Annotated in this window: 26 protein-coding genes and 1 riboswitch; of the genes, 14 read left to right on the top strand and 12 right to left on the bottom strand. The window is 71.2% G+C overall.

Features of this window, described 5'->3' with window-relative positions; all coding sequences use genetic code 11:
- Positions 1 to 39 precede the first annotated feature (39 nt).
- Complete coding sequence (locus tag ORV05_RS20805) at positions 40 to 417, top strand: nuclear transport factor 2 family protein (RefSeq protein WP_268441452.1); 378 nt, start codon at positions 40 to 42, stop codon at positions 415 to 417.
- Between the two features lie 212 nt (positions 418 to 629).
- On the opposite strand, the gene ORV05_RS20800 is transcribed toward ORV05_RS20805, so the two are convergent.
- Positions 630 to 1,250 carry a TetR/AcrR family transcriptional regulator gene (locus ORV05_RS20800; protein ID WP_268441450.1) on the bottom strand — a complete coding sequence of 207 codons (621 nt, stop codon included), beginning with the start codon at positions 1,248 to 1,250 and terminating at the stop codon, positions 630 to 632.
- A gap of 102 nt (positions 1,251 to 1,352) precedes the next feature.
- On the opposite strand from ORV05_RS20800, the gene ORV05_RS20795 reads away from it, so the two are divergent.
- Positions 1,353 to 2,063 carry a carboxymuconolactone decarboxylase family protein gene (locus ORV05_RS20795; protein ID WP_268441448.1) on the top strand — a complete coding sequence of 237 codons (711 nt, stop codon included), beginning with the start codon at positions 1,353 to 1,355 and terminating at the stop codon, positions 2,061 to 2,063.
- 41 nt (positions 2,064 to 2,104) lie between these two features.
- Here the strand turns inward: ORV05_RS20795 and ORV05_RS20790 are convergent, their stop codons facing one another.
- The 6 genes from ORV05_RS20790 to ORV05_RS20765 form a co-directional block, all read right to left on the bottom strand.
- Positions 2,105 to 3,061 carry a tat pathway signal sequence gene (locus ORV05_RS20790; protein WP_268441446.1) on the bottom strand — a complete coding sequence of 319 codons (957 nt, stop codon included), beginning with the start codon at positions 3,059 to 3,061 and terminating at the stop codon, positions 2,105 to 2,107.
- Between the two features lie 42 nt (positions 3,062 to 3,103).
- Positions 3,104 to 3,757: a hypothetical protein gene (locus tag ORV05_RS20785; protein WP_268441444.1), complete on the bottom strand. Its 654-nt coding sequence runs from the start codon at positions 3,755 to 3,757 to the stop codon at positions 3,104 to 3,106.
- 6 nt (positions 3,758 to 3,763) lie between these two features.
- Positions 3,764 to 4,546, bottom strand: a complete 783-nt coding sequence (locus tag ORV05_RS20780; RefSeq protein WP_268441442.1) for an ABC transporter permease — start codon at positions 4,544 to 4,546, stop codon at positions 3,764 to 3,766.
- On the bottom strand, positions 4,543 to 5,259 hold the full coding sequence (locus ORV05_RS20775) for an ABC transporter ATP-binding protein (RefSeq protein ID WP_268441439.1): 717 nt from the start codon (positions 5,257 to 5,259) through the stop codon (positions 4,543 to 4,545). Before ORV05_RS20775 ends, ORV05_RS20780 begins: the two co-directional genes overlap by 4 nt.
- 79 nt (positions 5,260 to 5,338) lie before the next feature.
- On the bottom strand, positions 5,339 to 6,013 hold the full coding sequence (locus ORV05_RS20770) for a response regulator transcription factor (protein WP_268441437.1): 675 nt from the start codon (positions 6,011 to 6,013) through the stop codon (positions 5,339 to 5,341).
- The gene (locus ORV05_RS20765) at positions 6,010 to 7,110 is read right to left on the bottom strand and encodes a sensor histidine kinase (RefSeq protein WP_268441435.1); all 1,101 of its coding nucleotides are present in this window, start codon (positions 7,108 to 7,110) and stop codon (positions 6,010 to 6,012) included. The genes ORV05_RS20770 and ORV05_RS20765 overlap by 4 nt, the downstream gene beginning before the upstream one ends.
- Before the next feature lie 155 nt (positions 7,111 to 7,265).
- On the opposite strand from ORV05_RS20765, the gene ORV05_RS20760 reads away from it, so the two are divergent.
- Entirely contained in the window at positions 7,266 to 9,590 is a 2,325-nt protein-coding gene (locus ORV05_RS20760) for an amino acid permease (RefSeq protein ID WP_268441433.1), read from the top strand.
- 268 nt (positions 9,591 to 9,858) lie between these two features.
- Here ORV05_RS20760 and ORV05_RS20755 read toward each other — a convergent pair whose 3' ends face one another.
- Positions 9,859 to 10,461, bottom strand: coding sequence for a cadmium resistance transporter (locus ORV05_RS20755; RefSeq protein WP_268441431.1), 603 nt, complete (start codon positions 10,459 to 10,461; stop codon positions 9,859 to 9,861).
- 62 nt (positions 10,462 to 10,523) lie between these two features.
- On the opposite strand from ORV05_RS20755, the gene ORV05_RS20750 reads away from it, so the two are divergent.
- Entirely contained in the window at positions 10,524 to 11,144 is a 621-nt protein-coding gene (locus ORV05_RS20750) for a class I SAM-dependent methyltransferase (protein WP_268441429.1), read from the top strand.
- A gap of 19 nt (positions 11,145 to 11,163) precedes the next feature.
- On the opposite strand, the gene ORV05_RS20745 is transcribed toward ORV05_RS20750, so the two are convergent.
- From ORV05_RS20745 to ORV05_RS20735, 3 genes are all read right to left on the bottom strand, one after another.
- The gene (locus ORV05_RS20745; RefSeq protein ID WP_268441427.1) at positions 11,164 to 12,789 is read right to left on the bottom strand and encodes an NRAMP family divalent metal transporter; all 1,626 of its coding nucleotides are present in this window, start codon (positions 12,787 to 12,789) and stop codon (positions 11,164 to 11,166) included.
- 292 nt (positions 12,790 to 13,081) lie between these two features.
- Positions 13,082 to 13,255: riboswitch (M-box (ykoK) riboswitch) on the bottom strand.
- A 77-nt stretch (positions 13,256 to 13,332) separates the two neighbouring features.
- Positions 13,333 to 14,082, bottom strand: coding sequence for a DUF998 domain-containing protein (locus ORV05_RS20740; RefSeq protein ID WP_268441424.1), 750 nt, complete (start codon positions 14,080 to 14,082; stop codon positions 13,333 to 13,335).
- A gap of 146 nt (positions 14,083 to 14,228) precedes the next feature.
- Entirely contained in the window at positions 14,229 to 15,056 is an 828-nt protein-coding gene (locus ORV05_RS20735; protein WP_268441422.1) for a hypothetical protein, read from the bottom strand.
- A 522-nt stretch (positions 15,057 to 15,578) separates the two neighbouring features.
- On the opposite strand from ORV05_RS20735, the gene ORV05_RS20730 reads away from it, so the two are divergent.
- The 9 genes from ORV05_RS20730 (at position 15,579) to ORV05_RS20690 (ending at position 24,009) form a co-directional block, all read left to right on the top strand.
- The gene (locus ORV05_RS20730) at positions 15,579 to 16,250 is read left to right on the top strand and encodes a TcmI family type II polyketide cyclase (RefSeq protein WP_268441420.1); all 672 of its coding nucleotides are present in this window, start codon (positions 15,579 to 15,581) and stop codon (positions 16,248 to 16,250) included.
- 109 nt (positions 16,251 to 16,359) lie between these two features.
- Positions 16,360 to 16,620: an acyl carrier protein gene (locus ORV05_RS20725; protein WP_268441419.1), complete on the top strand. Its 261-nt coding sequence runs from the start codon at positions 16,360 to 16,362 to the stop codon at positions 16,618 to 16,620.
- Positions 16,620 to 17,078, top strand: a complete 459-nt coding sequence (locus tag ORV05_RS20720) for an SRPBCC family protein (RefSeq protein ID WP_268441417.1) — start codon at positions 16,620 to 16,622, stop codon at positions 17,076 to 17,078. The genes ORV05_RS20725 and ORV05_RS20720 overlap by 1 nt, the downstream gene beginning before the upstream one ends.
- Complete coding sequence (locus tag ORV05_RS20715; RefSeq protein WP_268441415.1) at positions 17,075 to 17,506, top strand: cupin domain-containing protein; 432 nt, start codon at positions 17,075 to 17,077, stop codon at positions 17,504 to 17,506. The genes ORV05_RS20720 and ORV05_RS20715 overlap by 4 nt, the downstream gene beginning before the upstream one ends.
- On the top strand, positions 17,503 to 18,777 hold the full coding sequence (locus ORV05_RS20710; protein WP_268441413.1) for a beta-ketoacyl-[acyl-carrier-protein] synthase family protein: 1,275 nt from the start codon (positions 17,503 to 17,505) through the stop codon (positions 18,775 to 18,777). The genes ORV05_RS20715 and ORV05_RS20710 overlap by 4 nt, the downstream gene beginning before the upstream one ends.
- The gene (locus ORV05_RS20705) at positions 18,774 to 20,021 is read left to right on the top strand and encodes a beta-ketoacyl synthase N-terminal-like domain-containing protein (RefSeq protein WP_268441410.1); all 1,248 of its coding nucleotides are present in this window, start codon (positions 18,774 to 18,776) and stop codon (positions 20,019 to 20,021) included. The genes ORV05_RS20710 and ORV05_RS20705 overlap by 4 nt, the downstream gene beginning before the upstream one ends.
- A 144-nt stretch (positions 20,022 to 20,165) precedes the next feature.
- A complete protein-coding gene (locus tag ORV05_RS20700) occupies positions 20,166 to 22,454 on the top strand; it encodes an FAD-dependent oxidoreductase (protein WP_268441408.1) in 2,289 nt (762 codons plus the stop codon).
- On the top strand, positions 22,451 to 22,771 hold the full coding sequence (locus ORV05_RS20695) for a putative quinol monooxygenase (protein ID WP_268441406.1): 321 nt from the start codon (positions 22,451 to 22,453) through the stop codon (positions 22,769 to 22,771). The genes ORV05_RS20700 and ORV05_RS20695 overlap by 4 nt, the downstream gene beginning before the upstream one ends.
- The gene (locus ORV05_RS20690) at positions 22,768 to 24,009 is read left to right on the top strand and encodes a cytochrome P450 family protein (RefSeq protein WP_268441403.1); all 1,242 of its coding nucleotides are present in this window, start codon (positions 22,768 to 22,770) and stop codon (positions 24,007 to 24,009) included. Before ORV05_RS20695 ends, ORV05_RS20690 begins: the two co-directional genes overlap by 4 nt.
- Positions 24,010 to 24,096: 87 nt before the next feature.
- Here the strand turns inward: ORV05_RS20690 and ORV05_RS20685 are convergent, their stop codons facing one another.
- A complete protein-coding gene (locus tag ORV05_RS20685; protein WP_268441401.1) occupies positions 24,097 to 24,690 on the bottom strand; it encodes a CGNR zinc finger domain-containing protein in 594 nt (197 codons plus the stop codon).
- Between the two features lie 84 nt (positions 24,691 to 24,774).
- Between ORV05_RS20685 and ORV05_RS20680 the strand changes: the two genes are divergently transcribed.
- Positions 24,775 to 25,566 carry an MBL fold metallo-hydrolase gene (locus ORV05_RS20680; RefSeq protein ID WP_268441399.1) on the top strand — a complete coding sequence of 264 codons (792 nt, stop codon included), beginning with the start codon at positions 24,775 to 24,777 and terminating at the stop codon, positions 25,564 to 25,566.
- Positions 25,567 to 25,632 lie beyond the last annotated feature (66 nt).

Below are 25,632 nucleotides of genomic sequence, written 5' to 3'. Positions count from 1 at the left end.
GACAGGAGACGACAGGGATGGCTCGTTAGCTTTCCCGTCATGGATTCCGACATCGACACCTTCGCGGACCGCTACGCCACCGTGTGGAACGAGCCCGACCCCGAGTTGCGACGCAAGCGCATCGCGGAACTGTGGGCCGAGGACGCCGTGGAGTGCACCCCCACCAGCGAGTACCGGGGCCACGTCGAGCTCGAACCCCGCGTCACCGCCGCGTACGAGCAGTTCGTGGCGGGCGGGCAGCACGTGTTCACCTACCCCGGCGGCGCCGTCGCGCACCACGGGGCGGTCCTGTTCCCCACCCACATGGTGCCGCCCGGCGGGGGAGACCCGGCCTGGACGGGCACCGTGTTCGTCCTCCTCGGCGAGGACGGCCGGATCACCCGCGACTACCAGTTCACCGACCCGTCCCCAGCCTGACCCCCTGACCGGCTTTGGGACGAGCCGTGAAGGGTCCCTTCACAGCACATACGACCGTGAGGGGTCCCCTCACGGCGGCCTTCGGCAGACGCTCCTCGACTGAGGAGCGGTTGCCCTCAAGGCGACCTTGAGAGCCTTTATGACCCTTAAGGCGACCTTCAGGGCACAAAACCCCGCACGAACCCTTCACGGCAACGACCGGCCCCCGCGGGTCACGGCAGGGTGAGGCCGACGAGCTTGACCAGGAAGCGGTCGATCTGCTCGACGGCGGGGGGCCAGGGCAGATCGGGCTCGTTGATCCGCTGCGCGAGCATGCCGTTGACGGCGGTGCGCAGATCCATGGTCACCGTGGCGGCGTCGTCCGCCGGTGCCTGCCCCGCGTCCATGCACCGCTGCACCGCGGCGATGGTGCGGGCGACGAGCACCTCCTTGAACGGCGTGCCGAGCCGCCGGCCGACCTTGCTCTCGTGCAGCACCTTGTACAGCCCCGGATGTTCGCGGGCCCAGTCCGCCCGGGCGAGGATGCGGGCCCGCAGTTGCGACGCCGGGTCGCCTTCGTGGGCCGCTTCGGCCTCGTCGCCGGCATGGACGAGTTCCTCGTGGCAGCGCTCCATGACGGCGAGGACGAGCGCGTCGCGATCGGGGAAGTGCAGGTAGACCGAGGTGGCGGCGATCGAGACCGCGCGGGCGACGGCGCGGAGTGACAACGCCTCGTCGTCGGCGAGTTCGTCGAGCATCCGCATCGCGGCGGACACGATTTCCTCGCGCAGGCGTTCGCCCTGGCCGCGCGCGTTGGGGCGGCGGCGGGCGGGGGCGGGCGGGGTCTGGTCCATGATCCGGCCAGTGTAGCTGGACAACAGTAGGGCTACAGCTGTAGCGTTATTAGCACTACGGCTGTAGCCCTACAAATGTTCACTTATCTGGGAGGATTCCTCGTGACCGTCGATTCCGCCATCGCTCCCGACCTCGTCGGAGAGCTGGACCCGTTGTTCGCCCAGCTGGCCAGGGCCACCACCGCGCACGCGGGCGACGTCCCCGGGCTCACCGAGCGCGAGAAGGTGTTCCTGCGACTGGTCGCGGACGTCTGCCAGGGCGCCCTCGGCCTGCCCTTCGAACTGCACGTGCGCAGCGGCCTCGCCCAGGGCGTGTCCACTTCGGACATGCGGGACCTGATCCGGTTCGTCGCCTACGACACCGGTTACCCGGCGGCACTGGGCGCACTCGCGCGGCTTGCCGAAATCGAAGAGGCGGACGGCCTGCCCCGTCCGGAGGCCGCGCTGCTGCCCGCCGCGGAGGTGAGCACCGGGCCGGACGCCACGCCGACTCCACTGCCCGCCTCCGTCCTCGCCGAAGTCACCGGGCTCGACCCGCATTTCGGAGCACATCTGGCGCTGCAGTCCCGGATGCGCTCGGGGGCCGGTTCCGGCAGCCTCAGTGTCCGCGAGCGCGCGTTCGCGACGATGAGCGTGGACGTGCACTACCAGACCCTGGAAGAGTCGTTCACCGTGCACGTCAGCCGGGCGCTGGGCGCCGGAGCGTCCCACGAGGACGTGCGGTCCGTGCTGCGGTTCGCCGCGCAGTTCGGTATCACCCGGGCCTGGCGCGCCTGGAAGGCACTCAACGCCCTCCTCGCCACCCTCGCCTGAAGACCGGCGGCGCGCCACGGACCGCGTGGCGCGCCGTCCTTTCAGGAGAAGTAGGCCTTGAACAGGATTTCGGCGATGCGGGTGGTGGTCTCGCGCCCGGTCTCCTCACCGTGCGCGACCACCCGGGTGTTGTTCATGATCGCGACCGTGTAGCGCTGTCCGGGACCGGCGAACCCCACCGAGTTCATGATCCACGAGCCGTCGTCGTTGTCGTCCGACCAGCCGTCCTTGTTGCCCGGCTGCGCCGCCGGCCCCGCGCCCCACACGCCCCACTGCTGGTCGGGGGCGACGTGCTGCAGTTCGCCCACGATGTAGTCCCGGTGCCGCGCGGGCAATTCGGTCAGCACGTAGCCGATCAGGCGGTCGAGATCGTCGGCGGTGGTGAGGATCCAGCCCCAGTGGTGCGGGTGCGCGGCGGTGAAGCGCATGTCCGTCATCCCGTAGGACGGGAAGCGGGCGCCGAACTCGTGCTCGCCGCCGTAGCGGTACCACAGCGTGGTGGCCGCGTCGTCGTCGCTGGAGTTGAGCATCCGGTGCATCAGTTCGCGATCCCCGGCGCTGAGGTGGATCGCGCCGCGGTCGTCGCGCAGCAGCAGGTCCACCACCATGGCGAGTTTCGGGGTGGAACACGCCCAGATGAGCTGACCGGCCGCGGCGTTGCGCCACACCGCGCCGGTCTGCCGGTCCCGCACCACGATGCCGGTGACCCCCGGCCGCGTCAGCGCGTAGGCCTGGGCCGCCGCGATGCGCCCGGTCAGATCCCGGTCGAATCCCGGCGCCGGGGCGGGGGTGGGGTCGGGGGCCGCGGGGGTGCTCTCGGCGGGGGGCTCAGGCGGCGGGATCGGTTCGGCGCGCGAGGTTTCTCGTGGGGTGTCTCGCGGGGATTCCGGCGCGTGAGTCGCCAGGGCGGGCGGAAGCGGGGAGGCTGAGGCGACCAGGAGCAGCGAGGACACCGCCGTCAGCGCTGCCGCGGCCCACCGCCTGCTCGCCCGGTTCATGGCGGGCAGCCTAGCGGCCGGGGCAAGCCCGCGCCGGAAGGCTCAGGCATCCCGGACGGCCAGCGCGAGACCGGCGGCGCCCAGCAGGAACACCAGCCACCCGGCCAGCACCGCCGCGGCCGTGCCTCCACCCGGCGCCGCCCCGTACAGGAAGGCCCCGGCGCGGTCGGGGAGGTAGCACGCGGCGGCGGTCACCCCGGCCAGGAGAGGGGAGACGACGAAGACGAGCCCCAGGACCGACACGAGTGCCGCGACGACCCTGCGGAGCAGCAGCGCGGCCTCGAAGCCGAACAGCCCCATCGCCACGAGATACGCGGCGGCGCCGAGCAGCGTGGGGACTCCGCATCCGGCGAAGGGACCGGCGGCCGTCACCGCGAGCAGCGCGGTCAGCGCCGCCATGGCCAGGCAGGCCAGGGTCTTCCCGGCCAGCAGCACCCTCCGGTCCGGAACGGCCAGCAGGGTGGTCCGCATCCGGCCGCCGGTGTACTCGCCCGCCCCCGCGAGAACACCGAGCAGGATCGGGCCCGCCTGGGCGTAGGCAGTGGCGGGCAGGCCCGCGGCGTGCCCGGTGCGGGCCAGTGCCACGGTCAGAACCGGCATGACCAGCACCGTCCCGGCCATCGTGCCGAGCACGGCGGGCAGGGTGCCGAGCTTGATCAGTTCCGCACGGGTCGCGGACAGCAGACGGATGATCACGTCGCCTCACGCGTCCCGCCGGGCGAACACGATCGCCGCGGCCACCAGGAGGGCGAACGTCCAGAGCGCCATCACGACGCCACCGGACACCGGGGACAGCATGTCCGGGGCCGGGTAGCCGACGGCGAACATCTGGGCCCCGGCCACGTCGGGCAGGTACCTCGCGGGCGGCAGCCACCTGGCGAGCAGGAGGGTGACCGACACCAGCGACGTGTTCGTGATCAGCACGACCATGGGGACGACCCCGCTGCGGACCAGCGTGGTGACGGCGAACGTGAGCAGCGCGGTCAGGACCCAGTACAGGATCTCGCCCGCCGCCCGCGGGGCGAGGGCGGACATGACTTCGGCCGCCGGGTGGCCATGCCGCCCCAGCAGCGACTGCGACAGAAGGATCGTCGCCGGGATGGTGACCGCCGCGAGCACCCCGCTGGTGAGCGCGACGACCAGCGCCTTCGCCGCGATCAGCGCTCCGCGCCGGGGCAGGGCGACGAGGGTGGTGATGATCTGCCTGCCACGGGCCGCGTCATCGGTGTCCCGGCTGTACTCGCTGCTGACGACGACGACACCGAGCACGATCACGCCGATGGTGCCGATGACCGTGGTGGCGAAGCCCGCGTCGAGGGTGCCGACGCGGGGGAGCGGGCCGAGGTTGCCCGAGTCGAGCTTCGCCCGCAGTGACGAGACGTTCGCCGCGGCGATCCCGAGCGTTCCGGCGAGGGACAGGCCGATCGCGACGTAGGCGGACGGCAGCGAGAAGAGCTTCCGGAACTCGGCGAAAACCACCTTCACCGTGTGCGTCCCCCGTCCGCCCCAGTGGTCAGCGCGAAGAACGCCTCCTCCAGGCCGGCGTGGCCGCCGGTGATCTCCGCGACGGTTCCCCGCGCGGCGATCCGGCCGCGATCGATCACGACCAGGTCGTCCGCGGTGGCCGCGGTCTCGCTCATGAGATGGCTGGAGAGCAGGACGGTCCGGCCTTCGGCCGCAAAGGACCGCAGGAACCGCCGCATCCACCGGATGCCTTCCGGGTCGAGGCCGTTCACCGGTTCGTCAAGGACGAGCACCTCGGGTTCGCCCAGCAGGGCGGTGGCCAGCCCGAGCCGCTGCGCCATGCCCAGGGAGAAGGTGCCCGCCCGTTTGCGGGCGGCCTCGCCCAGCCCGACCAGTTCGAGCACCTCCGGAATCCGCTTCCGGGAAATCCCGTTGCTGGCGGCCACCCACGACAGGTGGGCGCGGGCGGTGCGGGAGCGGTGCGCGCCGCCACCGTCGAGCAGGGCGCCCACGGTGCGCAGGGGACGGTCCAGTTTCCGATAGGGCTTTCCGGCGATGAGGGCGGTGCCCGCGTCGGCGAAGTCGAGGCCGAGCAGCACACGCAGGGTCGAAGACTTCCCCGCCCCGTTCGGCCCCAGGAATCCGGTCACCCGGCCGGGCAAGGCGGTGAAACCGACGTCCCGCACGACGGTTTTCCGGCCGTGGCGTTTGGTGAGTCCGCTGATTTCGATCATGGGTCCAGGGTGGGCGCGGACCCAGCCACCCACATCGGCCAAAGGTTGACAAAACCCGCGGACGGGGACCGCGCGATGGTCACCCGCCGGGCCTGAGCGTTTCCGCGAACCCCGATTCGTAGGCGAGGATGACCAGCTGGGTGCGGTCGCGGACGCCGAGCTTGGCGAACAGCCTGCTCAGGTAGGTCTTGACCGTCGCAAGGCTGAGGAACAGGTCCGCGGCGATCTCGTCGTTCGACAGGCCGCGCACGATCGCCGCGACCACGTCGCGTTCGCGGCCGGTGAGCCCGTCGAACCGGGCCCGTGCCGGTGCCCGCCGGACGCGGCGCGCGGCGAAGTCCGCGATCACGCGCCGCGTCACCTCGGGCGCGAGCATGGCGTGTCCTTCGTGGACCGTGCGGATCGCCTTGGGGATCTCGGTGACCAGGCCGTCCTTGAGCAGGAAACCGGAAGCTCCCGCCTTGAGTGCCTCGTAGACGTACTCGTCGAGGTCGAACGTGGTCAGGACGATCACCTTCGTCGAAGGCGAGGACGCGCAGATCGCCCGGGTGGCTTCGAGCCCGTCCAGCACCGGCATCCGGATGTCCATCAGCACCACCTGCGGGCGGAGCCTCGCGACCGCCTGGATCGCCTCCCGGCCATCGCGGGCCTCCCCGGCCAGCGTCAGTGCCCCGTCCCCGGCGATCAGTTCGCCGAGGGAGGCCCGGGTCAGGTCCTGGTCCTCCGCGACCAGGACGCGAATGCGCTCGCTCATCGCGCCTCCTCCGGCACCGGAATGACCGCGTGGAGCCGGAACCCGCCCTCCGGCCGGGGGCCCGCGGTGAACCGCCCGCCCAGCGACTCCACCCGCTCGCGCAGGCCCAGCAGGCCGTAGCCAGGCTCGCCGGACCGCGGCGGCGTGCCTTCGCTCGTCGCCTCGTTCACGACCTCGACCTCGATCCGGCCGCCCCCGCCGCCGACGGTGACCACGGACCGGGCTCCCGGTGCGTGCCGCGCGATGTTGACCAGCCCCTCCCGCACGATCCGGTACACGGCCAGGCCGAGGCCGGCGGGCACCACTTCGGGGCCCGCCACGTCCAGCCGGACCGGTGTCCCCGCCGCCCACGCCCGCTCGGCCAGTTCCGGGAGGTCCTGCAGGCCCGGTGCGGGGCGGTGTCCGGCGGTCTCGGCGGGCTCGGCAGCCTCGCGGACCGTACCCAGCACGCCCCGGAGATCCCCGAGCGCCGCCCTGCTCACCCGCTCGATATCCGCGAGCCTGTCCCGCATCCGCCCGGCATCGCCCGAGGCGGTCACCGCGGCGACCCCGGCGGTGACCGCGATCGTGCTCAGTGAGTGCGACACAACATCGTGCACCTCCCGCGCGAGCCGGAGGCGTTCCGCCAGCAGCGCCCTGTCCCGCTCGGCGCGGGCGGCCCGTCCGGACTCCTCGCGTGCCCGCCGCACCGCCGCACCCAGCCGCCATGTCCCGGCCAGGACGAGCAGGCTCAGCAGCGCGAACCGCAGGACGGGGGCGATCCGCGGGCTGCCGAGGAAGGTGAGGGCGAACAGCAGCGTGCCGAGCACGGCCGTGAGCACGGCGGGCGAGAAGCCGCCGCCGTGGCGGACCGCCACCGGATACAGCGTCCAGGCCGCGGCGGCGAACGGGTCGGTCGTCGCCCCCAGCAGCAACCCGGCGAGAGTCGCCGCGGCGGCGAGCGTGAACGCCGCGAGCGGCCATCGCGAGCGGACCAGCACACCCGCGACGAGTACGCAGCCCAGGCCCAGCCGCAGCGCCGGGGAAGTGGCGGCCGCCGGGCCGGACGGCCGCCAGAAGACCAGCAGGCACCCCAGCACGACGGCGGCGTCCGTCACGAACGGGGGAAGGTTTGCCGTGAGGGATCCCGTCACGGCAAAGCGGCACGGGGCGGGGAGGCGGAGCCGGGACACGGGCCGACTGTAACGCCGGTGCGGCGGTACCGGGCGTGGCTTCGGTGGCCCCGGGGCGGCGTGGCGCACAAGATGGAGGCATGGCGGAACGTCCCGGCCGCCAGCCGGTCGCCGTGCCGGAATCGGTCGGCTACATCCTCAAGCGCCTCCTGCTCGGCCGGCCCCTGATCAGCAGCAGGCTCCACAGCGAACGGCTGTCCAATCCGGTCGCCCTCGGCGTGCTGTCCCCGGACGCGATCTCGTCCTCCGCCTACGGCACCGAGGAGATCCTGATCGAGCTCCTGCCCTACGCGGGGCTGGCCGCCTTCTCCCTCGTGCTGCCGATCACCGGGGTCATCCTGTTCATCCTGATCCTGGTGACCGCGTCCTACCGCCAGGTGGTGATGACCTACACCCGCGCGGGCGGCTCGTACGTGGTGGCGCGCGAGAACTTCGGGCCGCGCTTCGCGCAGGTCGCCGCGGCGGCGCTGCTGATCGACTACGTGGTGACGGTGGCGGTGCAGTCCGCGGCGGGCACCGTCGCGGTGGTCTCGGCGATCCCCGTGCTGGGCCCCTACCACCTGGAGATCACCATCGGCGTGGTGATCCTGCTGTGCTACGCGAACCTGCGCGGGCTGCGGGAGGCGGGCCGTCCGTTCGCGGTGCCCACCTACTTCTTCGCCGGGATGGTCGTCCTGATGATCGTGGTGGGGCTGGTGCGGGACTTCGCGGGCACGCTGCCCCGGTACGACCCGGCCCAGCTGGCCGGTGCGGTCCCCGTCCAGCAGGGCAACGGGCTGGTGATGGGGGCGACCATCCTGGTGGTGCTGCGCGCGTTCGCCAACGGCGGGTCCTCGCTCACCGGTGTCGAGGCCATCTCGAACACGGTCAGCGCCTTCCGCAAACCCCAGGGCCGCAACGCCCGCACGGTGCTGACCGTGATGGCGTGCGTGCTCGGGTTCCTCGTCGGCGGCGTGTCCTATCTCGCCTCGGTCACGCACGCCACGCCCTACCAGGCGGGCTACCCGTCGGTGCTCTCCCAGGAGGCACGGGCCGTGTTCGGCCAGGGCACGGTGGGCGCGGTGTTGTTCGGGATGCTGCAACTGGCCTCGGCGCTCATCCTCTACACCGGCGCCAACACCAGCTTCAACGGATTCCCGTTCCTGGCGAGTTTCGTCGCCGAAGACCGGTTTTTGCCGCGACAGCTGACCAAGCGCGGGCACCGGCTGGTGTTCTCCAACGGCATCCTGGTGCTCACCGCGCTGTCGGTGGTGCTGCTGGTGCTGACCGGTGGTTCGGTCAACGGCCTGGTGCCCTTCTACGCCATCGGCGTGTTCACCGGCTTCGCCATCGCCGGATACGGCATGACGCGGCACCACCTCCGGGAGAAGGAGCCGGGCTGGCGGCACAGGCTCGCGGTGAACCTCAGCGCCGGCGTGCTGGCCACGGTGGTGGTGGGGATCTTCGCGGTCGCCAAGTTCACCGAGGGTGCCTGGCTGGTGGTCGTGGTGTTCCCGCTGCTGGTGTTGGTGCTGATGCGCCTCAACCGCGAGTACCGGGCCGAGGCGGCCATCCTCGACCGCGTCCGCGAGCATCCCCTCGACGCGGTCAACTACGCCTATCACAGGGTGTTCGTGCTGGTCAACAGCGCGGACCTGGCGGTGCTGGAAGCGCTGCGCTACGGGCGCAACCTGCGGGGCACGGACCTGACCGCGGTGCACTTCATGATCGACCGGGTGCACGCCGAGCGGCTCGAGCGGCGCTGGGACGAGCTGCGGATCCGGGTGCCGCTGCGGGTGATCGACTGCCCGGACCGCCGGGTCGCCCGTGCCGCGCAGACGCTGATCGCGGAGGCGGCGAGCCGCCGGGGCACCGGGGTGACGGCCCTGCTGCCGCGGCGCAGCTACACGCCGTCGCTGGGCTGGCTGCTGCACGACCGCACGGCCGATCGCATGGCCCGCGCGATCAGCCAGGTGGAACACGCCGCCGCGACGATCGTGCCCTACGACGTGAAGTCGAAGATCCACGAGGTCTACCCGCCGCGGCCCGGTGAGGAGCGGATCACCGAGGCCTTCGAACGCTTCGCCGACCAGCTGGCCGGTGAACCCCCGGAGCAGAAGGCCTTCGAGCAGCCGCGGCCGCCCGGGGACGCGGTTCCCATCACGGAAGTGCACGCCGGTACCCGCGTGACCGTGGTGGGGCGGCTGCACGAACTGCGCCTGAACCGGACCGACGCGCACACCTTCCTGGTCGGGGAGCTGACCGATGCCACCGGCAGCCTGCGGGTCGAGTTCCCCGAGCGGGCCCGCGCCGACATCGAGGTCGGCCAGCGGCTCCGGGTCACCGGCACGGCCGAGCGGGAGGACGGCGGGTTGCTGCTGCGGGATCCGCGCTACCGCGCGGTGGAAGAACAGGAAGGCGAGTAGCTTTCGGGAAAACGGGTAGGCCGCGCCGGAGAGTTTCCCGGTTTCCCGCTCCAGGGACAACGGAAAACGGAGCGAAAATGTCGGTGGTAATACGTAGACTCGGTGCCGTGAGGGTTGCTTTGTGGGGAGCATTGTGCGTCGTCGACATCGTCGTCGGCCACTGGCTCGTGGGCACGATCGCGCTGGTCCTGCTGGCCGGCGCGGCGGCTCCACATGCCCTGGGCGCGCCTCGGGGCCGCCGCGGCCGCCCGGGAACCACCCGCGATGATCAAAGCCATCGTCCGGGCACGCCGGTTTTACCGAAAATATAGAGTCCGATGAAGAGGTAGACCGCGGGCACGATCCAGCGTCCCCAGCGGTGAAGGATGGTCTGCACCCTCTTCCGGGAGACCAGCCAGGAGCCGGCCAGGCACCACAGGGCGATTCCGGCCGCGAACACGGCCAGGGTGAGCGCGAGGTCCGTGACGGTCGCCGACTGCAGGAAGGGGATGTACCCGGCGAGGTTGTCGCCGCCGTTGGCGACGGTCACCCCGATCACCCCGGCGAGCCCGGTCACGGCGGGCGGCGGCTCCTGGCCGTTCGCCCGCACCGCGGAGACCAGTTTCACCACGCCGAGCCCGAACGGGAGCAGGCCCAGCAGCCAAAGCCAGTTCCGCGGCAGCACGGCCAGTCCGCGGGCGGCCGCCAGCGAGACGGCGACGAGGATGGCGATGCCCACGTACTGCCCGGCCCAGATCTCCCACCGCCGCGGCCGACCTCCCGCCTGCGCCGAGGCGTTGAACACCGCGAGCACGACGAGGTCGTCGAGGTTCGTCGCGGCGAACAGCGCGGCGGCCGTGCCGAGGGTGGCGAAGATCCGTTCCACGGTCATCCACTATCCGGCAGGCGGGGCCGCCGGTGGCAGGCCGGGTGGGGTGCTGCTAAGCCTGATCCATGAACGGCACCGGCGGTGAGGCGCCCGCAACGGACATCGAGGCCACACGGGCGTTTTTCGGGCCCCGCGCGGCGGGCTGGGAGGACCGTTTCCCCGACGACGTGCCGGGCTACCGGCGTGCGGTCGCCGAACTCGGCCCGCCGCCCGGCGGCGCCGTCGCCGACGTCGCGTGCGGTACCGGGCGGGCACTGCCGGAGCTGCGCGCCGCGGTCGGCGAGGGCGGCACCGTACTGGGCATCGACCTGACCGCCGAGATGCTCGCCGAGGCCACCCGGCTCGGGCGGCGCGAGTCCGCCGTCCTGGTGCTGGCCGACGCGATGCGGCTACCGCTGGCGACCGGCAGCCTGGACGCCGTGTTCGCGGCCGGCCTGCTGACCCATCTCCCGGACCCGCTGCGCGGACTGGCGGAGCTGGCCAGAGTGGCCCGTGCGGGTGCCCGCCTGGCCGTGTTCCACCCCATCGGCAGGGCCGCGCTCGCCGCGCGCCGGGGGCACGCACTGCGGCCCGACGACATCCGGGCCGAGCCGCACATCCGGTCCGCGCTGGCCTCGACCGGATGGCGGTGCGACTCGGTGGACGACGGGCCGGACCGCTACCTCGCCCTCGCCACCCGCACCTGATCCCGGGGAGCGCCCGTGCTCAGTGGCCGAGCACGGTTTCGACGATCTTGACCACGACCAGGACCATCGCCGCCAGCAGGTAGCCGCGCAGGAGGCCCAGGCCGATCTTGCGGCCGGTCGACAGGGCGGGCCGGGGCAGCTCGGTCAGTGGCGGCATGCGCCACGACAGGCGCCCGGCGCGGTCCACCGGGACGGGCGCGGGACGGCCCCGGCCGCTCAGCACGCTGTAGACCGCGGCGGGCACACCCACCCCGGCGCAGCACGCCATGATCAGCAGGATCTGCCCGGCCGTGATCGACGGGAACAGCACGGCGGCCGTCAGCACGACCGACAGCGTGACCAGCACCCCGGCCACGAACGCGGTGAACACGGTGGTGGCGCGCCGGTTGACCCACGGGCCGAGCACGTCCCGGTCGGTGCACAGCAGCAGGAGGAACACGGTCGCCGACGGCAGCAGCACCCCGGCCAGGGTCTGCACCCCCTCGGTGAGCAGGCCCAGCGGCGAACCCGGGACGAGCACGATGACCGCGGCCACGGCGACCAGGCCCGCGTAGGCGGCGTAGAACCCCTTCGCGTGGCCCACCCCGCGGTGCAGCGAGTGGTTGACGCCCAGCACGTCTCCGAGGGCGTAGGCGCTCGACAGCGACACCGCGAACGCGCCGATGACCGAGGCGTCCAGCAACGCCACCGCGAACAGTGCTCCCGCCGCCCTGCCCGCCGTGGCGCGCAGGCCCTGGGCGATGCCCGCGGTGTCGGTGAAGTGACCGGCCCCGCCGGTGCCGGTGAACACGGCGGCGGTGAAGGCCATCACCGCCGCCGCGCCCACCACCACGATCACGATGCCCAGCCACAGGTCCGCCTTCTCGTACCGCAGGAACCGCGGCGTGATGCGCTTGTCGATCACGTACGACTGCTGGAAGAACAGCTGCCACGGGGCCACCGTGGTGCCCACGATGCCGATGATCAGCAGCATCAGCGCGGACATGCCCGAGGAGCCGGCGGGCAGCGACGGCACCACGAAATCGTGGGCCAGTTGCCCGGCGGGCGGGTGGGCGAGCAGCGCGATCGGGATCAGCACCAGCGAGCCGGCGCAGAAGGTGATCGCGATCCGCTCGAACCGGCGGAACGAGCCGGTGAACGCGGCCGCGACGATCACGGCGGCGGCGAGCAGTACGGAAGGGACCTTGGGCAGGCCGAGGTAACCGGTCGCCAGTGTGATGCCGATGAACTCGGTCACCAGGGTCAGCGCGTTGAGCAGGAACAGGTCGAGCACGCTGAAGGCGCCCCAGAACCGGCCGAACCGTTCGAGGATCAGGCGGGCGTGGCCCACCCCGGTCACCGCGCCGAGGCGCAGCACCATCTCCTGGTTGACGTAGAGCACCGGCACGAGCAGCAGCAGTGTCCACAGTAGATGCGTGCCGTAGTTCTGGCCCGCCTGCCCGTAGGTGGCGAACGCGCCCGCGTCGTTGTCGCCGACCATCACGATCAGGCCGGGACCGACGATCGCCAGCAGGGTCTTGAGTTTCGCCCCCGGGCCGCGGCGGACGCCGGTGTCGTCCACGCGGATGGTGCCGAGGGCGCCCCGGATGTCGCCGACGTGTGCTTCGTCGAGCACGGCGCCGGGGTTTTCGATGGTCGCGGACATGAGAAATCCACCTCCTGGGCCCGGAAGGGCCGCACAAAGGGACATCCGGGCACCGTCCGCGCACCCTTGAGCACCACCCGTCGGGCGGGCGGAAAAGGGCGCGGATCAGTACTGCCGCAAGGGTTACCGGATGCCCGGGAAAGATCGGGACGATCGGGGACAGCGACGAGGAAGGGGCCGACTTCGACCCGGACTACTGCTCCGCACGGTCCTCACCTCCATCCCGGGCTGGACGCCGGAACACTCCGGCGCCGGATTTCCTGACCACGGACCATCGTCACCGCGAAGGGACGATGCACCACTCACGTAAGAGCTTTGGCACTGCCCGGCGTGTCCCGCGCGGGGCGGGAAGCCACTTCGGGTAACCCCTTAACCCGGGGATACCTGTCCTGGTCTTGGGCGTCTCTCGACGTCGTCAGATCAGTGGCCTGTGTCCGGACAGGAGCCTCACCTAACGAGGTACCCGTCGAAACCTCGCCCAGTGTAGACCCCGGTCTCGCGGTCCTTCACTGTGAGGGCGGGCACGCCGGAACGTCCGTGCCGTTATGGGACGACTTGTTCCCTTTGGTCCGCCTGGGAAATCTCCGCCGGATGTCCGGTGTGGACCGTGGGGCGGGACGCGTGGTGGGCCCAGCCGCCGAGCAGGGCCAGCAGGGCGAGTTCGAGCCCGGCCATGATCCGTTCGACCAGTCCGGTGGCCGGGGTGGGGAAGCCACGGGAAAGCAGGACGTGCACCGCGAAGGGCACGATGAACGGCAGGAAGAACGGGACGGAGGTCAGCGCGAGCCACCGGGACCAGCGTGCGAAGCGGTGCCAGGACGGATGTGCCCGGTGCGTGCGGGCGAGGACGAGTCCGGCGACCGGGAGTGCCGCGCAGCTCACGCCGGTGGCGTAGAGGTGCAGTTTTCCGGTGAGGCTCACCGCGCCGCCCTGCGGGTCCTTGCTGAACACCGCCACCAGAGCGATCGCCACGCACCACACCGCCAGCCAGGCGGGCGCGGCCGCGCCGGCCAGGACACCGGTGCGCCGCAACGACACCAGCACCGCCACCGACCCGGCGCTGGTCAGGGTCAGCGCCAGCGCCCATGCCCAGTGGCCGGGGGTGAGCGCGTACTCGCTGAGCATCGCGGTGACCGGATCCTTGCCACCGCCCCAGTCCGGATCCAGATGCAGGACCACGAGCAGGGTGGCGGCCACGGTGAACGCGCCGTGCCCGGCCCAGGCGAGCATCCGCGCGAGCGGATCGGTGCGGACGGGGGAGGGCAGGACGGAAGCCGGGGAGGCGAGGGACATGCCCCGGCACCCTAACGCCTTGTCGCGGCCGGATCTCGGACGCCCGCCGATGGTGCGGGGTGTTTCGGGGTGAAAAGGGTTTCCCTGGGCCGGTTCGCGCCGATTCGCCCGTCCTTGTGCCTGCGTCCGAGTGGCCTGAGTGCCCCTTACTTGAAAAGGCTCACCGCCCGGGAGATGACCACGGCGAGGGTGACCAGTGAGACCGCGGACTGGCACAGCATGAGCACCTTCGCCCAGCGCGACATCGGCATCACGTCCGTGGGGCTGAACGCCGTGGCGTTGGTGAAGGACAGGTAGAAGTAGTCCAGGAAATGCGGTTCCCAGTCGGGGTGCTCGGCGGGATCCTCCATCTGCGGGAAGCGGAAGTCCGGTTTCGGCCGCTTGGCCAGCGCCCGGGCCACCGGCCCGCCCCGGTCGCATTCCCAGTACCACAGTGCGAAGGCGATCACGTTGGTCAGCCAGATCGCGCCCCCGCTGCCCAGCAGCGGCCCCGGGTCCTCCCCGGCCCGGGCGGTGAGCAGGTTGTTCACCAGCAGCACCGCCGACCAGCCGTTGGCGAGGCTGATGACCGCGATGAGTGCGATGGACAGCGGGCGCAGCCACGGATGCTCGCGGCTGATCCGCACCGGGTTCAAGGCGATCAGCACCGCCACCAGTGCCACCTCCAGGCACGGCAGGAGCCAGTGCGGATGGAAGGCGAGCCGGTCGGGCAGGACCAGTTGCAGGACCACCGCCAGTGCGATGGCGCCGGTGACCGCCCAGCGCTGCTCGCCGTTGGTCACCCGCAGCCAGGCCGGCAGCGCCTGGTTCGCCGTACCGGCCAGCTTCGCCGCCGAACCGGACACGGGGTGCCTTCCGCGGCACAGCAGCTCTTCGAGCCGGAGCAGCTCGGTGCGCAACGAATGCAGCGCGGCGAGGTGCTCATGGGTCTCGTCCTCGTGGGGCGCGTCCCTTTCCTCCGATTCCTGGGGCATTTTCCTGGTCCTCTCGCCATGGTTTCGCGGTCATCCTGGCACCGGCCGCCTGTGCTGTCGCTGTGAAGCGGTCGTCTCTCTATGAGAGACAGGTCTCCCAAAATATGGTCACCCTCGGGTTCGGCGTCCGGTTCCTGGAACCCGCGGCCCGGCCGGTGCCCCTGACCGCGGGCGGCGTGCCTCTGCGCTTCGTCGCCGAGGCGATCGGATAACCCTCCACAGTGGAGTAATCGCGCGGCGGATCCCGATTTCCCCTCATCTCATTCTCGCCAGGCCGAAAGGTCCGGTGACGGAAATCCCGTTTCACCCACTCCGGTCTCCCCGTTCCCAGAAGTCGAAGCCCGGCCCAGCCGTGCCGGGAGGCACAAGGGAAAAGCAACGGTACGGTCACGGTTGCGTTTCCCGGCCGGTTCCCCCTCCGGCGAATACGCACCGGTGACGATAGGCGGCTTTCCTGGGGTTCACGCGGTCTGCACACCGAATTCGCCCGAGCCGTCGCCGGCATCCTTTTAAGGAGAAGTCATGAGTTTCCGGAGCGTCATTGTCGCTCGAATCGTGCCAGGAAGTGAGGACAAGGTCGCCGAGGTCTTCCGCCGGACCGACGAGACGGCCCGGCCCCAGGACTTCGGTGTGATCGGGCGAAGGCTGCTTTCGCTGGACGATCTCTACATCCACGTGATCGAACGCGACCAGGACCCGAAGGTGTCCGGCAAGACCCGGGGACTGCCCGGGTTCCAGCAGGTCAGCGAGGCCATTGCCCCGTACGTGACGCCCTATCCCAGGAACTGGAAGGTGCCCTCCGACTCGGTGGCCAAGGAGTTCTACAGCTGGGCTCCCGGCAAGAAGCCGGAAGAGCCCATCGAGCACATGACCGTCATCGTCGCCCGCATCAAGCCCGGCGCGGAGTCCGAGGTGGCGCGCATCTTCGCCCACTCCGACAAGGGGCCGCTGCCGGCGCAGATGGGCGTCATCGGGCGCTGGCTGTACTCGCTCGACGACGTCTACCTGCACGTGCTGGAACGCAAGGAGGCAGCGTTCTCCGAGGCGGTGCACCACAACCAGCACAAGCCCGCCTTCAGCAAGATCATGGACGACCTCAGCCCGTACATCAGTGCCTACAACCCGGAAACCTGGCGCAGTCCGCAGGACGCGGTGGCCAAGGAGTTCTACCGCTGGCGGGCCGACGGGCGATGACCACCGCCCGGGGCACACACCTCAGGTGAGACATCCGGCATGCGCCGCGGGTGAGGCAACCGATCCCGTTCGCCGACGCCAGTGCCGGTCACGGAGAAGGAGTCGCAGAATGATGAGCACGCAACCGTTCCGCCTCGAGGACCTGATGGACATCCTCGAAGACAAGGCCGGGCTTCCGGCATCGGACCGCACCGCGGACGCGAGCCTGACGTTCACCGAGATCGGGCTGGACTCGCTGGCCTTCCTCGCCCTGCAGGCGACGCTCGAGAGCCGGTACGGGTTCGAGTTGCAGGACGAGAGCCTGCAGAACGCCACGTTCCGGGAGATCGTGGACGCGGTCAACGAGCGACTCGAGAAGGTGAAGGCGTGATGGCGGGCCACACCGACAACACGGTGCACATCGCGGCACCACTGGATCTGGTCTGGACCATGACCAACGACGTGGCCTCCTGGCCCGAGCTGTTCACCGAGTACTCCGCGGCGCAGGTCCTTTCGCGCAAGGGGAACACCGTGACCTTCCGGCTTTCGATGCATCCGGACGAGAACGGGAAGGTCTGGTCCTGGGTGTCCGAACGGACGATGTACCCGGAGGAACGCCGGGTGCTCGCGCACCGGGTGGAGAAGGGACCGTTCGAATACATGAACATCGAATGGACCTATCACGAGGAGGGCGGCGGGACCCGGATGCGCTGGGTGCAGGACTTCCACCTGCGACCGGACGCCCCCCTCGACGACGCGGCGATGACCCGGCGGATCAACGAGAACTCCAAGATCCAGATGGGCGTCATCGCGCGCAAGGTCGAACTCGCCGCGGCGCGGGTGTCATGACCACCGCGGCGCCGAAACCGGCGAACCAGGCCGACGCCGTCCGCATCGTGGCCCGCGACGGCGTCCCGCCGAACCGGCGGCGCGGAGGCGACGTCAGGACCGTGCTTTCGCCCGCCACGACCGGTGCCACCGCCGGCTTCATGGGCACCGTGACGCTCGAACCCGGCGAGGTGGTGACCGAGCACTGGCACCCGTACTCCGAGGAGTTCCTGTACTGCGTGCGGGGCACGATCACGGTGCGGCTCGACGGCAGAGCGCACACCCTGCGCGCCGACGAGGGCGTGCTCATCCCGATCGGTGTCCGCCACCGGCTGATGAACGAGTCCGGCGAGACGGCGTTCGCGGTGTTCTGCCTGGGCCCGCTCGCACCCCGCCCCGACCTCGGCCACGTCGACACCGAGCCGCTACCAGGGGAGGCGCAACGATGAACGGACGCTCGTCCGTGATCACCGGAGTCGGGGTGGTGGCTCCGGGGGGCAACGGGCGCAAGGAGTTCTGGCAGCTGATCACCAGCGGCCGGACGGCGACGCGGCGGATCTCGTTCTTCGATCCGGACCCGTTCCGCTCACAGGTGGCGGCCGAGTGCGATTTCGATCCCTTCGAGGCCGGGCTGACGCCGCAGGAGGTGAGCCGCTGCGACCGTTTCGTGCAGTTCGCCCTGGCGGCGGCGAGCGAGGCGGTCGCGGACAGCGGGCTCGAACTCGACCGGGAGTCGCTCAACCACGACCGGCTGGCCGTCGCACTGGGCAGCGCGGTCGGCGCCACCACCCGGCTGGAAAACGAGTACAAAGTGGTCTCCGACGGGGGCCGCCAGTGGCTGGTGGATCCCCGCTACGCCACCAGGTTCCTCTACGAGGCGCTGGTGCCCAGCAGCATGGCGGCGGAGGTCGCCGTGCGGCTGGGTGCCCACGGCCCGGCCGCGGTGGTCTCCACCGGATGCACCTCCGGCATCGACGCGGTCGGCTACGCCCACCAGTTGATCGAGGACGGCGACGCCGACGTGGTGATCGCCGGTGCCACCGACGCGCCGATCTCGCCGATCACGATGGCGTGTTTCGACGCGATCCGGGCGACCACGGCGTGCAACAGCGACCCCGAGCACGCCTCGCGGCCCTTCGACGCCCGGCGGGACGGGTTCGTGATGGGGGAGGGCTCGGCCGTGCTCGTCGTGGAGGAGGCCGAGCACGCCCGGCGCCGCGGCGCGCACGTGTACTGCGAGATCGCCGGATACGCCAACCGCTGCAACTCCTACCACATGACCGGTCTCCGGCCGGACGGGATCGAGATGGCCGCGGCGATCGAGGAGACCTTGCGCCAGGCCAGGATCAGCCCCGAGGAGGTCGGCTACGTCAACGCGCACGGTTCGGGCACCAAGCAGAACGACGTGCACGAGACGGCGGCGTTCAAGCGCAGCCTCGGCGAGCACGCCTACCGGGTGCCGGTCAGCTCGATCAAGTCCATGGTCGGCCACTCCCTCGGCGCGATCGGGTCGATCGAGGTGGCCGCGTGCGCGCTGGCGATCGAGTTCGGGGTGGTGCCCCCCACCGCCAACTACGAGGAGCCGGACCCGTTGTGCGACCTGGACTACGTGCCCAAGACGGCGCGGGCCGAGGCGCTGGACGTGGTGCTGTCGGTGGGCAGCGGGTTCGGCGGGTTCCAGTCCGCGATCCTGCTCGCGAAACCGGGCCGGACGTCATGACGGCCGTCGTGGTGACCGGCGCCGGTGTGATCGCGCCGAGCGGGATCGGGACGGAGGCGTACTGGAGTTCCACTGTGGACTCCGAACTGCACGTCCGGCCGATCGAGGCGTTCGACGCGAGCGGCTACGACACCACCATCGCCGGTCAGGTGCCCGGCTTCCGTTCGGAGGACTACCTCGACGACCGGCTCGCGGTGCAGACGGACCGGTGGACCTGGATGGCGCTCGCCGCCACGGATTTCGCGCTCGCCGACGCCGGGTACGACGTCGGCGAGCGGAATCCCTACCACACCGGCGTGGCCTTCGGCAGCGGCTCGGGCGGTGTCGAGTTCGGACAGCGGGAGATCCAGGCACTGTGGACACAGGGCAGGCGCGCGGTGAGCGCCTACCAGTCGATCGCCTGGTTCTACGCGGCCAACACCGGCCAGGTGTCGATCAAGAACGGCACCAAGGGGCCGTCCACCGTGCTCGTCACCGAGGGCGCGGGCGGGCTGGACAGCGTCGGCTGGGCGCGCCGGGCCATCCGCCGCGGCACCCCGGCCGTGCTGGCCGGGGGCACCGAGGCCCCGCTGTGCCCGTATTCCCTGGCCTGCCAGTCGGCGAGCGGCCGGATGACCACCAGCCGCGACCCGCGGCAGGGCTACAAACCGTTCGACGCGGCGGCCAACGGGTACGCGCCGGGTGAGGGCGGCGCCGTGCTGGTGCTGGAAGACGCCGGGGAGGCCGCGCGGCGGGGCGCCGGGAAGGTGTACGCCGAGGTGGCCGGTTACGCCGCCACACACGACGCGTACCACCACCACCGGCCTCCCGGGGACTGCGCGCAACTGGCCCGGTGCATGCGGCTGGCCATCGAGGACTCCGGGCTGTCGCCGGACGACATCGATCTCGTGATCGCCGACGGCGCGGGCAGCCCCGAGTTCGACGCGCTCGAGGTCCGCGCGATCAGGGACACCTTCGGGCCGCGGGCGGACCGGATCCCGGTGACCGCGCCGCAGGGGTTCATCGGGCGGCTGTGCGCGGGCGGATCCGCGCTGAACCTGGTCGTCGCGGCGCTGGTGATCCGGGACGGGGTGATCCCCGCGGTCGGCAATCTGAGCGACCCAGATCCCGGGTACGGCCTCGACTTCGTGCGCGAGCCGCGCCGGAAGACGGTCGAAACGGTCCTGGTCAACGCGCGCGGCTACGGGGGCTTCAACAGCTCGGTCGTGCTGAAGGTTCCGGCTTTGGCACAGGAGGTCGCATGATCGACACTGGCGGAGCCCCTGGTCGTGCGGCCGACCGGGTGCGGGTGTCCCGCAGGACACAGGAGGTCGCATGATCGACACTGGCGGAGCCCCTGGTCGTGCGGCCGACCGGGTGCGGGTGTCCCGCAGGACACAGGAGGCGGCATGATCCGGGCCATGCAGCGGGTGCGGGCGCATCCGGGATGCGAACAGGATGTGGAGCCGGCGTGGCGCACGGTCGCCGGAACGATCGGCGGGCTGGCGGGCAACCTCGCGGCGGAGTTGCTCCTGGACGCCGCCGAGCCGCGCACGTTCGTCGTGGTGACCGAATGGGCGGACGAATCCGCTTTGCGCGACCACGAAAACGGGCCGGTGGCCGCGCGCCTGGCCGAGCTTTTCCGCCCGCTGTGCGAGCCGGTGGAGGAGGGCGGCTACCGCGTGATGTCGGCCCCCGAAGGCGGCCCCGGGGCCAGGATCTGCGTGGACGTCGAGGTGACCGTGCCGTCCGTGCGGCTGGCGGAGTTCGCCCGCGGGTACGCGCAGGTCGCCGCGCGGATGCCCGGGGTGCCCGGCTACCTCCGGGAGGACCTGCTGCGCGAGCCCGGTTCCGACGTCTACCACATCTTCGCGGAGTGGGCCGGTGAAGCGGAGTTCTTCCGCTGGATCGGCGACCCGGCGCACGCGGAGGAGGAGGCGGGCCCGATCGCGCCGTTCCTCCTGGACTTCCGGCGCCGCCTGTTCCACCTCCACACCACTTCCGAAACCACGCGAGGACCCAGTACGGGCAGGGAGAGCGGGGAAGAAACCGTGCACACGACAACGGACGTACTCATCGTCGGGGCGGGGCCCGCCGGGCTGACCGCCGCCGTCGAACTGGCCCGGCGCGGCATCGACTGCCGGGTGGTGGAAAAGCGCGCGGAACCGCCCGCGCAGGCCGACAAGGCGATCGGCGTGCACTGCCGCACCATGGAGATCTGGGAGGACCAGGGCATCGTGCGCGACGCGATGGACGCCGGGATCTGGCTGACCGGCCAGATGGTGTTCGTCAACGGCGAGGAAACGCACCGGATGAGCTGGGAGCTGCCGGAACTGCCGTACGCGCATCTGGGGCTTCCGCAGTACGAGACCGAGCGGATCCTCACCGACCGGCTGGCCACGCTGGGGGTGCGCCCGCGGCGGGGGGCCGAGCTGGTCGCGTTCAGCCAGGACGACGACGGTGTGCTGGCCACGCTCGACATCGCCGGCGGCGGCAGGGAGACCGTGCGCGCGAAGTACCTCGTCGGCTGCGACGGCGCGCACAGCAAGGTGCGCGAACTGCTGGGGCTGACCTTTTCCGGCGGGCTGGGCCGGTTCCCCCAGCTGTTCATGCTCGGGGACGTGGACGTCGACTGGGACATGCCGCCGGGACACCTGCTGCGGTTCCTGCACGAGACCGGCGGCCGGATGGACAACATGCTGGTGTGCGTTCCGCTGCGGGGCGAGTCGCGGTACCGGATCGCGACGATGGCGCCGCCCCGGTTCTTCGCCCAGACCGGCGGGAAGGACGCGCCGCCCGGGTTCGCCGAGGAGCTCGCCGAGCCGACGCTGGCCGACGTGCAGACCGTGCTGGACGAGCTCGCCCCGCCCGGCACGCGCGCGTCGAACCTGCGCTGGTCTTCGGTGTTCCGGATCAGCCACGGCATCGTGGACCGCTACCGGGAGGGGCGGGTGTTCGTGGCGGGCGACGCGGCGCACCTGCATCCGCCCGCGGGCGGCCAGGGCATGAACACCGGGATCGGAGACGCGTGGAACCTGGGCTGGAAGCTGGCGCTGGCGGTGCGGGGGATCGCCGCGCCCGGCCTGCTGGACAGCTACGAGGCGGAGCGGCGCCCGGAGGGCGAGCGGATCGTCGGACGGGCGGTGCGGATGGCCTTCACCGACGAGCTGGACCGGGAGGATCTGAAACGCCAGTTCCTGGACGAGATGTCGTTGCTGCTGTCCTATGCGGACTCTCCGCTGGTCGGTGAGTCGGTCGCCCGCCCCGGCACCCTGGAGGGACCGGGGCCCGGCGAGCGCGCCCGCGACGCCAGTGGCCTGTACCGGCGCGGAGTCGGGCACCCGCTGCGGCTGCGCGACCTGACGCGCGGCACCCGCCACACCCTGCTGCTCTACGCGGACGCCTCGGCGAACGAGGCGGAGATGGCCGCCGTGGAGAAGCTGTGCGCGGACGTCCGGCAGCAGACGTGCGGGGAGATCGACGTGTACCTGGTGGCGAGCCCGGACGCGCGGGTGCCGTGGATGCTCGATCCGCCCGTGGTGCGCGACAGTGAAGGCGAGTTCCGGGCCGCCTACGGCGTCAACGGCACCGCGCTGTACCTGATCCGCCCGGACGGGCAGATCGGGTTCCGCAGCCGCCCGATCGACGCCGACGCGCTCGGGAACAACCTGCGCCGGGTGTTCGGGGGTGCGCGATGACGAAGGTGCGGACGGTGCTGGCGATGCGCGCGAAGCCGGGCTGCGAGCAGCGGTTCGAGGCGGAATGGCGGTCGGCCGCCGAACAGATCCGGGGGCTGGACGGCTGCCTGAGCCAGGACCTGGTGCGCGACGCCGACGACCCGCGCAACTACCTGATCATCAGCGAATGGGCGGACCGGGAGCGGCTGGACGCCTTCGGGCGCAGCGAGCACCGTGACCGGCTGCTGCGGGTGGTGCGGGAACTGCGCGAATCCGCGCAGCGCAACACCTACGAGGTGCTGCACACGGTGGCGAGCGAACCGGGGGTCCTCCGGTGACCGACCAGACGATTCCGGCCGTTCCCGCTGTGCCTGCTTCGGAGGTCTACACCGACTCCTTCGCCGCCGATCCGTATCCCACCTTCGCCCGCCTGCGGGAGAACAGCCCGGTGTGCCCGGTCGCCTCGCCGCGGTTCGACTCCTACCTGATCACCCGGTTCGACGATGCCAAAGCGGCGCTGACCGATCCGCGGCTGTCCAAGGACCTCTACGGCCCAGGGCAGCACTATCTGCGGATCTTCGGGCCGAACTCCGAGGCGCTCAACCGGAACATGCTCAACTCCGATCCGCCCGAGCACAGCAGGCTGCGCCGGATGATCTCGCAGGCGTTCGCGCCGCGGCGGATCGAGGCGCTGCGGCCTCGCGTGGCCCAGATCGTGGACGAACTGCTCGACCGGATCGTGCCGCAGGGCCGGGCCGAGCTGATGGAGGACTTCGCCATCCCGCTGCCGATGCGGGTGATCTGCGATCTCCTCGGCGTTCCGGGCGAGGACCAGAAGCGGGTCCTCGACTGGACGCAGGTGATCCGGACCTCGGGGTCGAGCCGGAAGCCCGAACAGGACCGGGCGGCCGTGCAGGAGGTGCAGCTCAGGCTGCACCACTACCTGGCCGGCCTGGTGAAGGCCAAACGCGCGCATCCGGCAGACGACATGATCAGCGCCCTGATCGAGGCGTGCGACCACGAAGGGAAACTGTCGGAACGGGAACTGGTCTCGACCACTTTCCTGCTGCTGTTCGCCGGGCACCAGACCACCGCGGACTTCCTCGGCAACGCGACGGTGGCGCTGCTGACCCATCCCGAGCAACTCGCCCTGTTGCGCGCCGAGCCGGATCTGCTGCCCGCGGCGATCGAGGAGCTGCTGCGGTTCGACGGCCCGCTGCCGGTGGCCAGCCCCCGGATCGCCACCGAGGACGTCGAATACGGAGGAGTGCGCATCCCCGCCGGATCGATCGTCGGCGTGGTGATCAACGCGGCGAACCACGATCCGGAGCATTTCGACGAACCGGATGAACTGGACGTCTGCCGGGAGCGGGTCGGCCACATCGGCTTCGGTCACGGTGTCCACTACTGTCTCGGGGTGTCACTCGCCAGGATGGAGGCCCGGATCGGCATCGGCGCGCTGCTGCGCCGGTTGCCGGGGCTGCGGCTCGGGGTACCCGTCGAGGAGCTGCGCAGGCTTCCGGCGGCGTCCCCGTTCCGCGGTCTGCTGGAACTGCCGGTCCGGTTCTCCGCCTGACGCCGGTGGGAGGGTCCGCACGGGCCCTCCCACCGGACCCCGTCCCCCCGCCGTTTTCCACGGGCGAATGGCGGGGTCATTCCGGTGTCATCCGGAGTTGCGGCGGCGGCTGTAGGCGCGGGCGGCGCGGGCACGGTCGCCGCAGCGGGTGGAACACCAGTGGCGGCGGCCGCGCCGGAGCAGGTAGCGGCTGCAGGGGGCGGAGCCGCAGGCGGTGAGACGGTCGCCATCGGGGGAAGTGAGCAGGTCGGCGGCGTCGGCGGCGAGGGTGGCCAGTGCGTGGTCGACGATCGCGGTGATGGGGTGCGGGGTGGCGCGGTAGGGGCCGGTCTCGTCGTCCCACTGCAGGAGCGGGGCGGTCGGAACGCGGGTCATGGCGTCGTTGATGGCCGTGACCGCGGCGGTGAGGGCGGGAAGACTTGCGGCCCGGGAGGCGAACAACGACCTGATCTGTTCGCGCAGTGAGCGCAGCTGAGCGGCGCACATCTCCCGCATGCCGGCGTCGGCAGGGGCGAGACCCCGTTCGGCCAGCCACTGATTCGCCTGCGCCGGAGTGCTCAGGAGATCGATGGTGAGCCCGCCGGGGAGCGCGATCGTGCTGTTGGCGAGGGCGAGCGAGAGGTGTTCTTCCTCGCCCTCGGCGGGCGGCAGGCCGGGGTCTCCGATCGCGGGCTCCTTCACGGTTCTCATGGTAAGTCTTGCGCACATCCATGAGAATCCGCTACCGTCACTCACGGTTCATCCGTATCTATCCGTGAGGTTCCCATGTCTTCCCTTCCCGTGACGACCGACCGGTTCCCAGTCCGCGCCTTCGGTGGCCCGACCGCGCTTTTCGAGTACGGCGGCCTGCGGTTCCTGACCGATCCGACCTTCGACGGTCCCGGTGACCAGGCCCGGCCCGGCCGCCCGGTCCTGACCAAGACCGCGCCCCCGGCCACCACCCCGGCGGAGCTCGGCCGCATCGACGTGGTCCTGCTCTCGCACGACGAGCACGCCGACAACCTCGACAGGTCCGGCCGGGCCCTGCTCGCCGACGTTCCCCTCACCCTGACCACGCCCGGCGGCGGCGAGCGCCTGGGAGGGACGGCCAAGGGCCTGGCCGACTGGGAAACCATCGCCTTGAACCGCCCCGACGGCGGCACGATCACCGTGACCGGCGTCCCCGCCCTCCACGGCCCCGGCTCCCGCGAGGAGATCGAGCCGGTCACCGGCCAGGTCGTCGGTTTCGTGCTGACCGGGCAGGGCCTGCCCACCGTTTACGTCAGCGGCGACAACGCCTCGCTCGACGCGGTCCGGGAGATCGCCGGCCGGTTCGCCCCGGTCGACACCGCCATCCTCTTCGCCGGCGCTCCCCGCTTCCCCGTTCTCTTCGACAACCAGCCGATCGTCCTGGACAGCACCCGGGCCGCCGAGGCCACCCGGATCCTCGGAGCCCGCCGGGTGGTTCCCGTCCACTACGACGGCTGGGCCCATTTCACGGAAGGTCGCGATGATCTGGTCGCGGCCTTCACCACCGCCGGGCTGGCCGACCGCCTGGACTGGGGCGGACGGAACTGATTTCCGGCATCTCGGGCGCGCCGCGCAGGCGGCTGAACGGTATTGCCGTTCGCGCCTTCGAAATCC

The sequence above is a fragment of the Amycolatopsis cynarae genome, from assembly GCF_026802195.1.
GTDB classification, from domain to species: Bacteria; Actinomycetota; Actinomycetes; order Mycobacteriales; family Pseudonocardiaceae; genus Amycolatopsis_E; species Amycolatopsis_E rhizosphaerae.
Note: the sequence above shows the minus strand (reverse complement) of the source record. Positions and strands in the feature narration are given on the sequence as shown.

What these genes read in the sequence shown, in the direction of transcription:
- ORV05_RS20745 (WP_268441427.1), bottom strand. Translation starts at nt 12,789, where the DNA reads ATGTCCGCGACCATCGAAAACCCCGGCGCCGTGCTCGACGAAGCACAC.
- ORV05_RS20720 (WP_268441417.1), top strand. Translation starts at nt 16,620, where the DNA reads ATGGCGGGCCACACCGACAACACGGTGCACATCGCGGCACCACTGGAT.
- ORV05_RS20790 (WP_268441446.1), bottom strand. Translation starts at nt 3,061, where the DNA reads ATGAACCGGGCGAGCAGGCGGTGGGCCGCGGCAGCGCTGACGGCGGTG.
- ORV05_RS20770 (WP_268441437.1), bottom strand. Translation starts at nt 6,013, where the DNA reads ATGAGCGAGCGCATTCGCGTCCTGGTCGCGGAGGACCAGGACCTGACC.
- ORV05_RS20740 (WP_268441424.1), bottom strand. Translation starts at nt 14,082, where the DNA reads ATGTCCCTCGCCTCCCCGGCTTCCGTCCTGCCCTCCCCCGTCCGCACC.
- ORV05_RS20695 (WP_268441406.1), top strand. Translation starts at nt 22,451, where the DNA reads ATGACGAAGGTGCGGACGGTGCTGGCGATGCGCGCGAAGCCGGGCTGC.
- ORV05_RS20735 (WP_268441422.1), bottom strand. Translation starts at nt 15,056, where the DNA reads ATGCCCCAGGAATCGGAGGAAAGGGACGCGCCCCACGAGGACGAGACC.
- ORV05_RS20705 (WP_268441410.1), top strand. Translation starts at nt 18,774, where the DNA reads ATGACGGCCGTCGTGGTGACCGGCGCCGGTGTGATCGCGCCGAGCGGG.
- ORV05_RS20800 (WP_268441450.1), bottom strand. Translation starts at nt 1,250, where the DNA reads ATGGACCAGACCCCGCCCGCCCCCGCCCGCCGCCGCCCCAACGCGCGC.
- ORV05_RS20725 (WP_268441419.1), top strand. Translation starts at nt 16,360, where the DNA reads ATGATGAGCACGCAACCGTTCCGCCTCGAGGACCTGATGGACATCCTC.
- ORV05_RS20700 (WP_268441408.1), top strand. Translation starts at nt 20,166, where the DNA reads ATGATCCGGGCCATGCAGCGGGTGCGGGCGCATCCGGGATGCGAACAG.
- ORV05_RS20750 (WP_268441429.1), top strand. Translation starts at nt 10,524, where the DNA reads ATGAACGGCACCGGCGGTGAGGCGCCCGCAACGGACATCGAGGCCACA.
- ORV05_RS20805 (WP_268441452.1), top strand. Translation starts at nt 40, where the DNA reads ATGGATTCCGACATCGACACCTTCGCGGACCGCTACGCCACCGTGTGG.
- ORV05_RS20730 (WP_268441420.1), top strand. Translation starts at nt 15,579, where the DNA reads ATGAGTTTCCGGAGCGTCATTGTCGCTCGAATCGTGCCAGGAAGTGAG.
- ORV05_RS20710 (WP_268441413.1), top strand. Translation starts at nt 17,503, where the DNA reads ATGAACGGACGCTCGTCCGTGATCACCGGAGTCGGGGTGGTGGCTCCG.
- ORV05_RS20715 (WP_268441415.1), top strand. Translation starts at nt 17,075, where the DNA reads ATGACCACCGCGGCGCCGAAACCGGCGAACCAGGCCGACGCCGTCCGC.
- ORV05_RS20775 (WP_268441439.1), bottom strand. Translation starts at nt 5,259, where the DNA reads ATGATCGAAATCAGCGGACTCACCAAACGCCACGGCCGGAAAACCGTC.
- ORV05_RS20755 (WP_268441431.1), bottom strand. Translation starts at nt 10,461, where the DNA reads ATGACCGTGGAACGGATCTTCGCCACCCTCGGCACGGCCGCCGCGCTG.
- ORV05_RS20680 (WP_268441399.1), top strand. Translation starts at nt 24,775, where the DNA reads ATGTCTTCCCTTCCCGTGACGACCGACCGGTTCCCAGTCCGCGCCTTC.
- ORV05_RS20760 (WP_268441433.1), top strand. Translation starts at nt 7,266, where the DNA reads ATGGCGGAACGTCCCGGCCGCCAGCCGGTCGCCGTGCCGGAATCGGTC.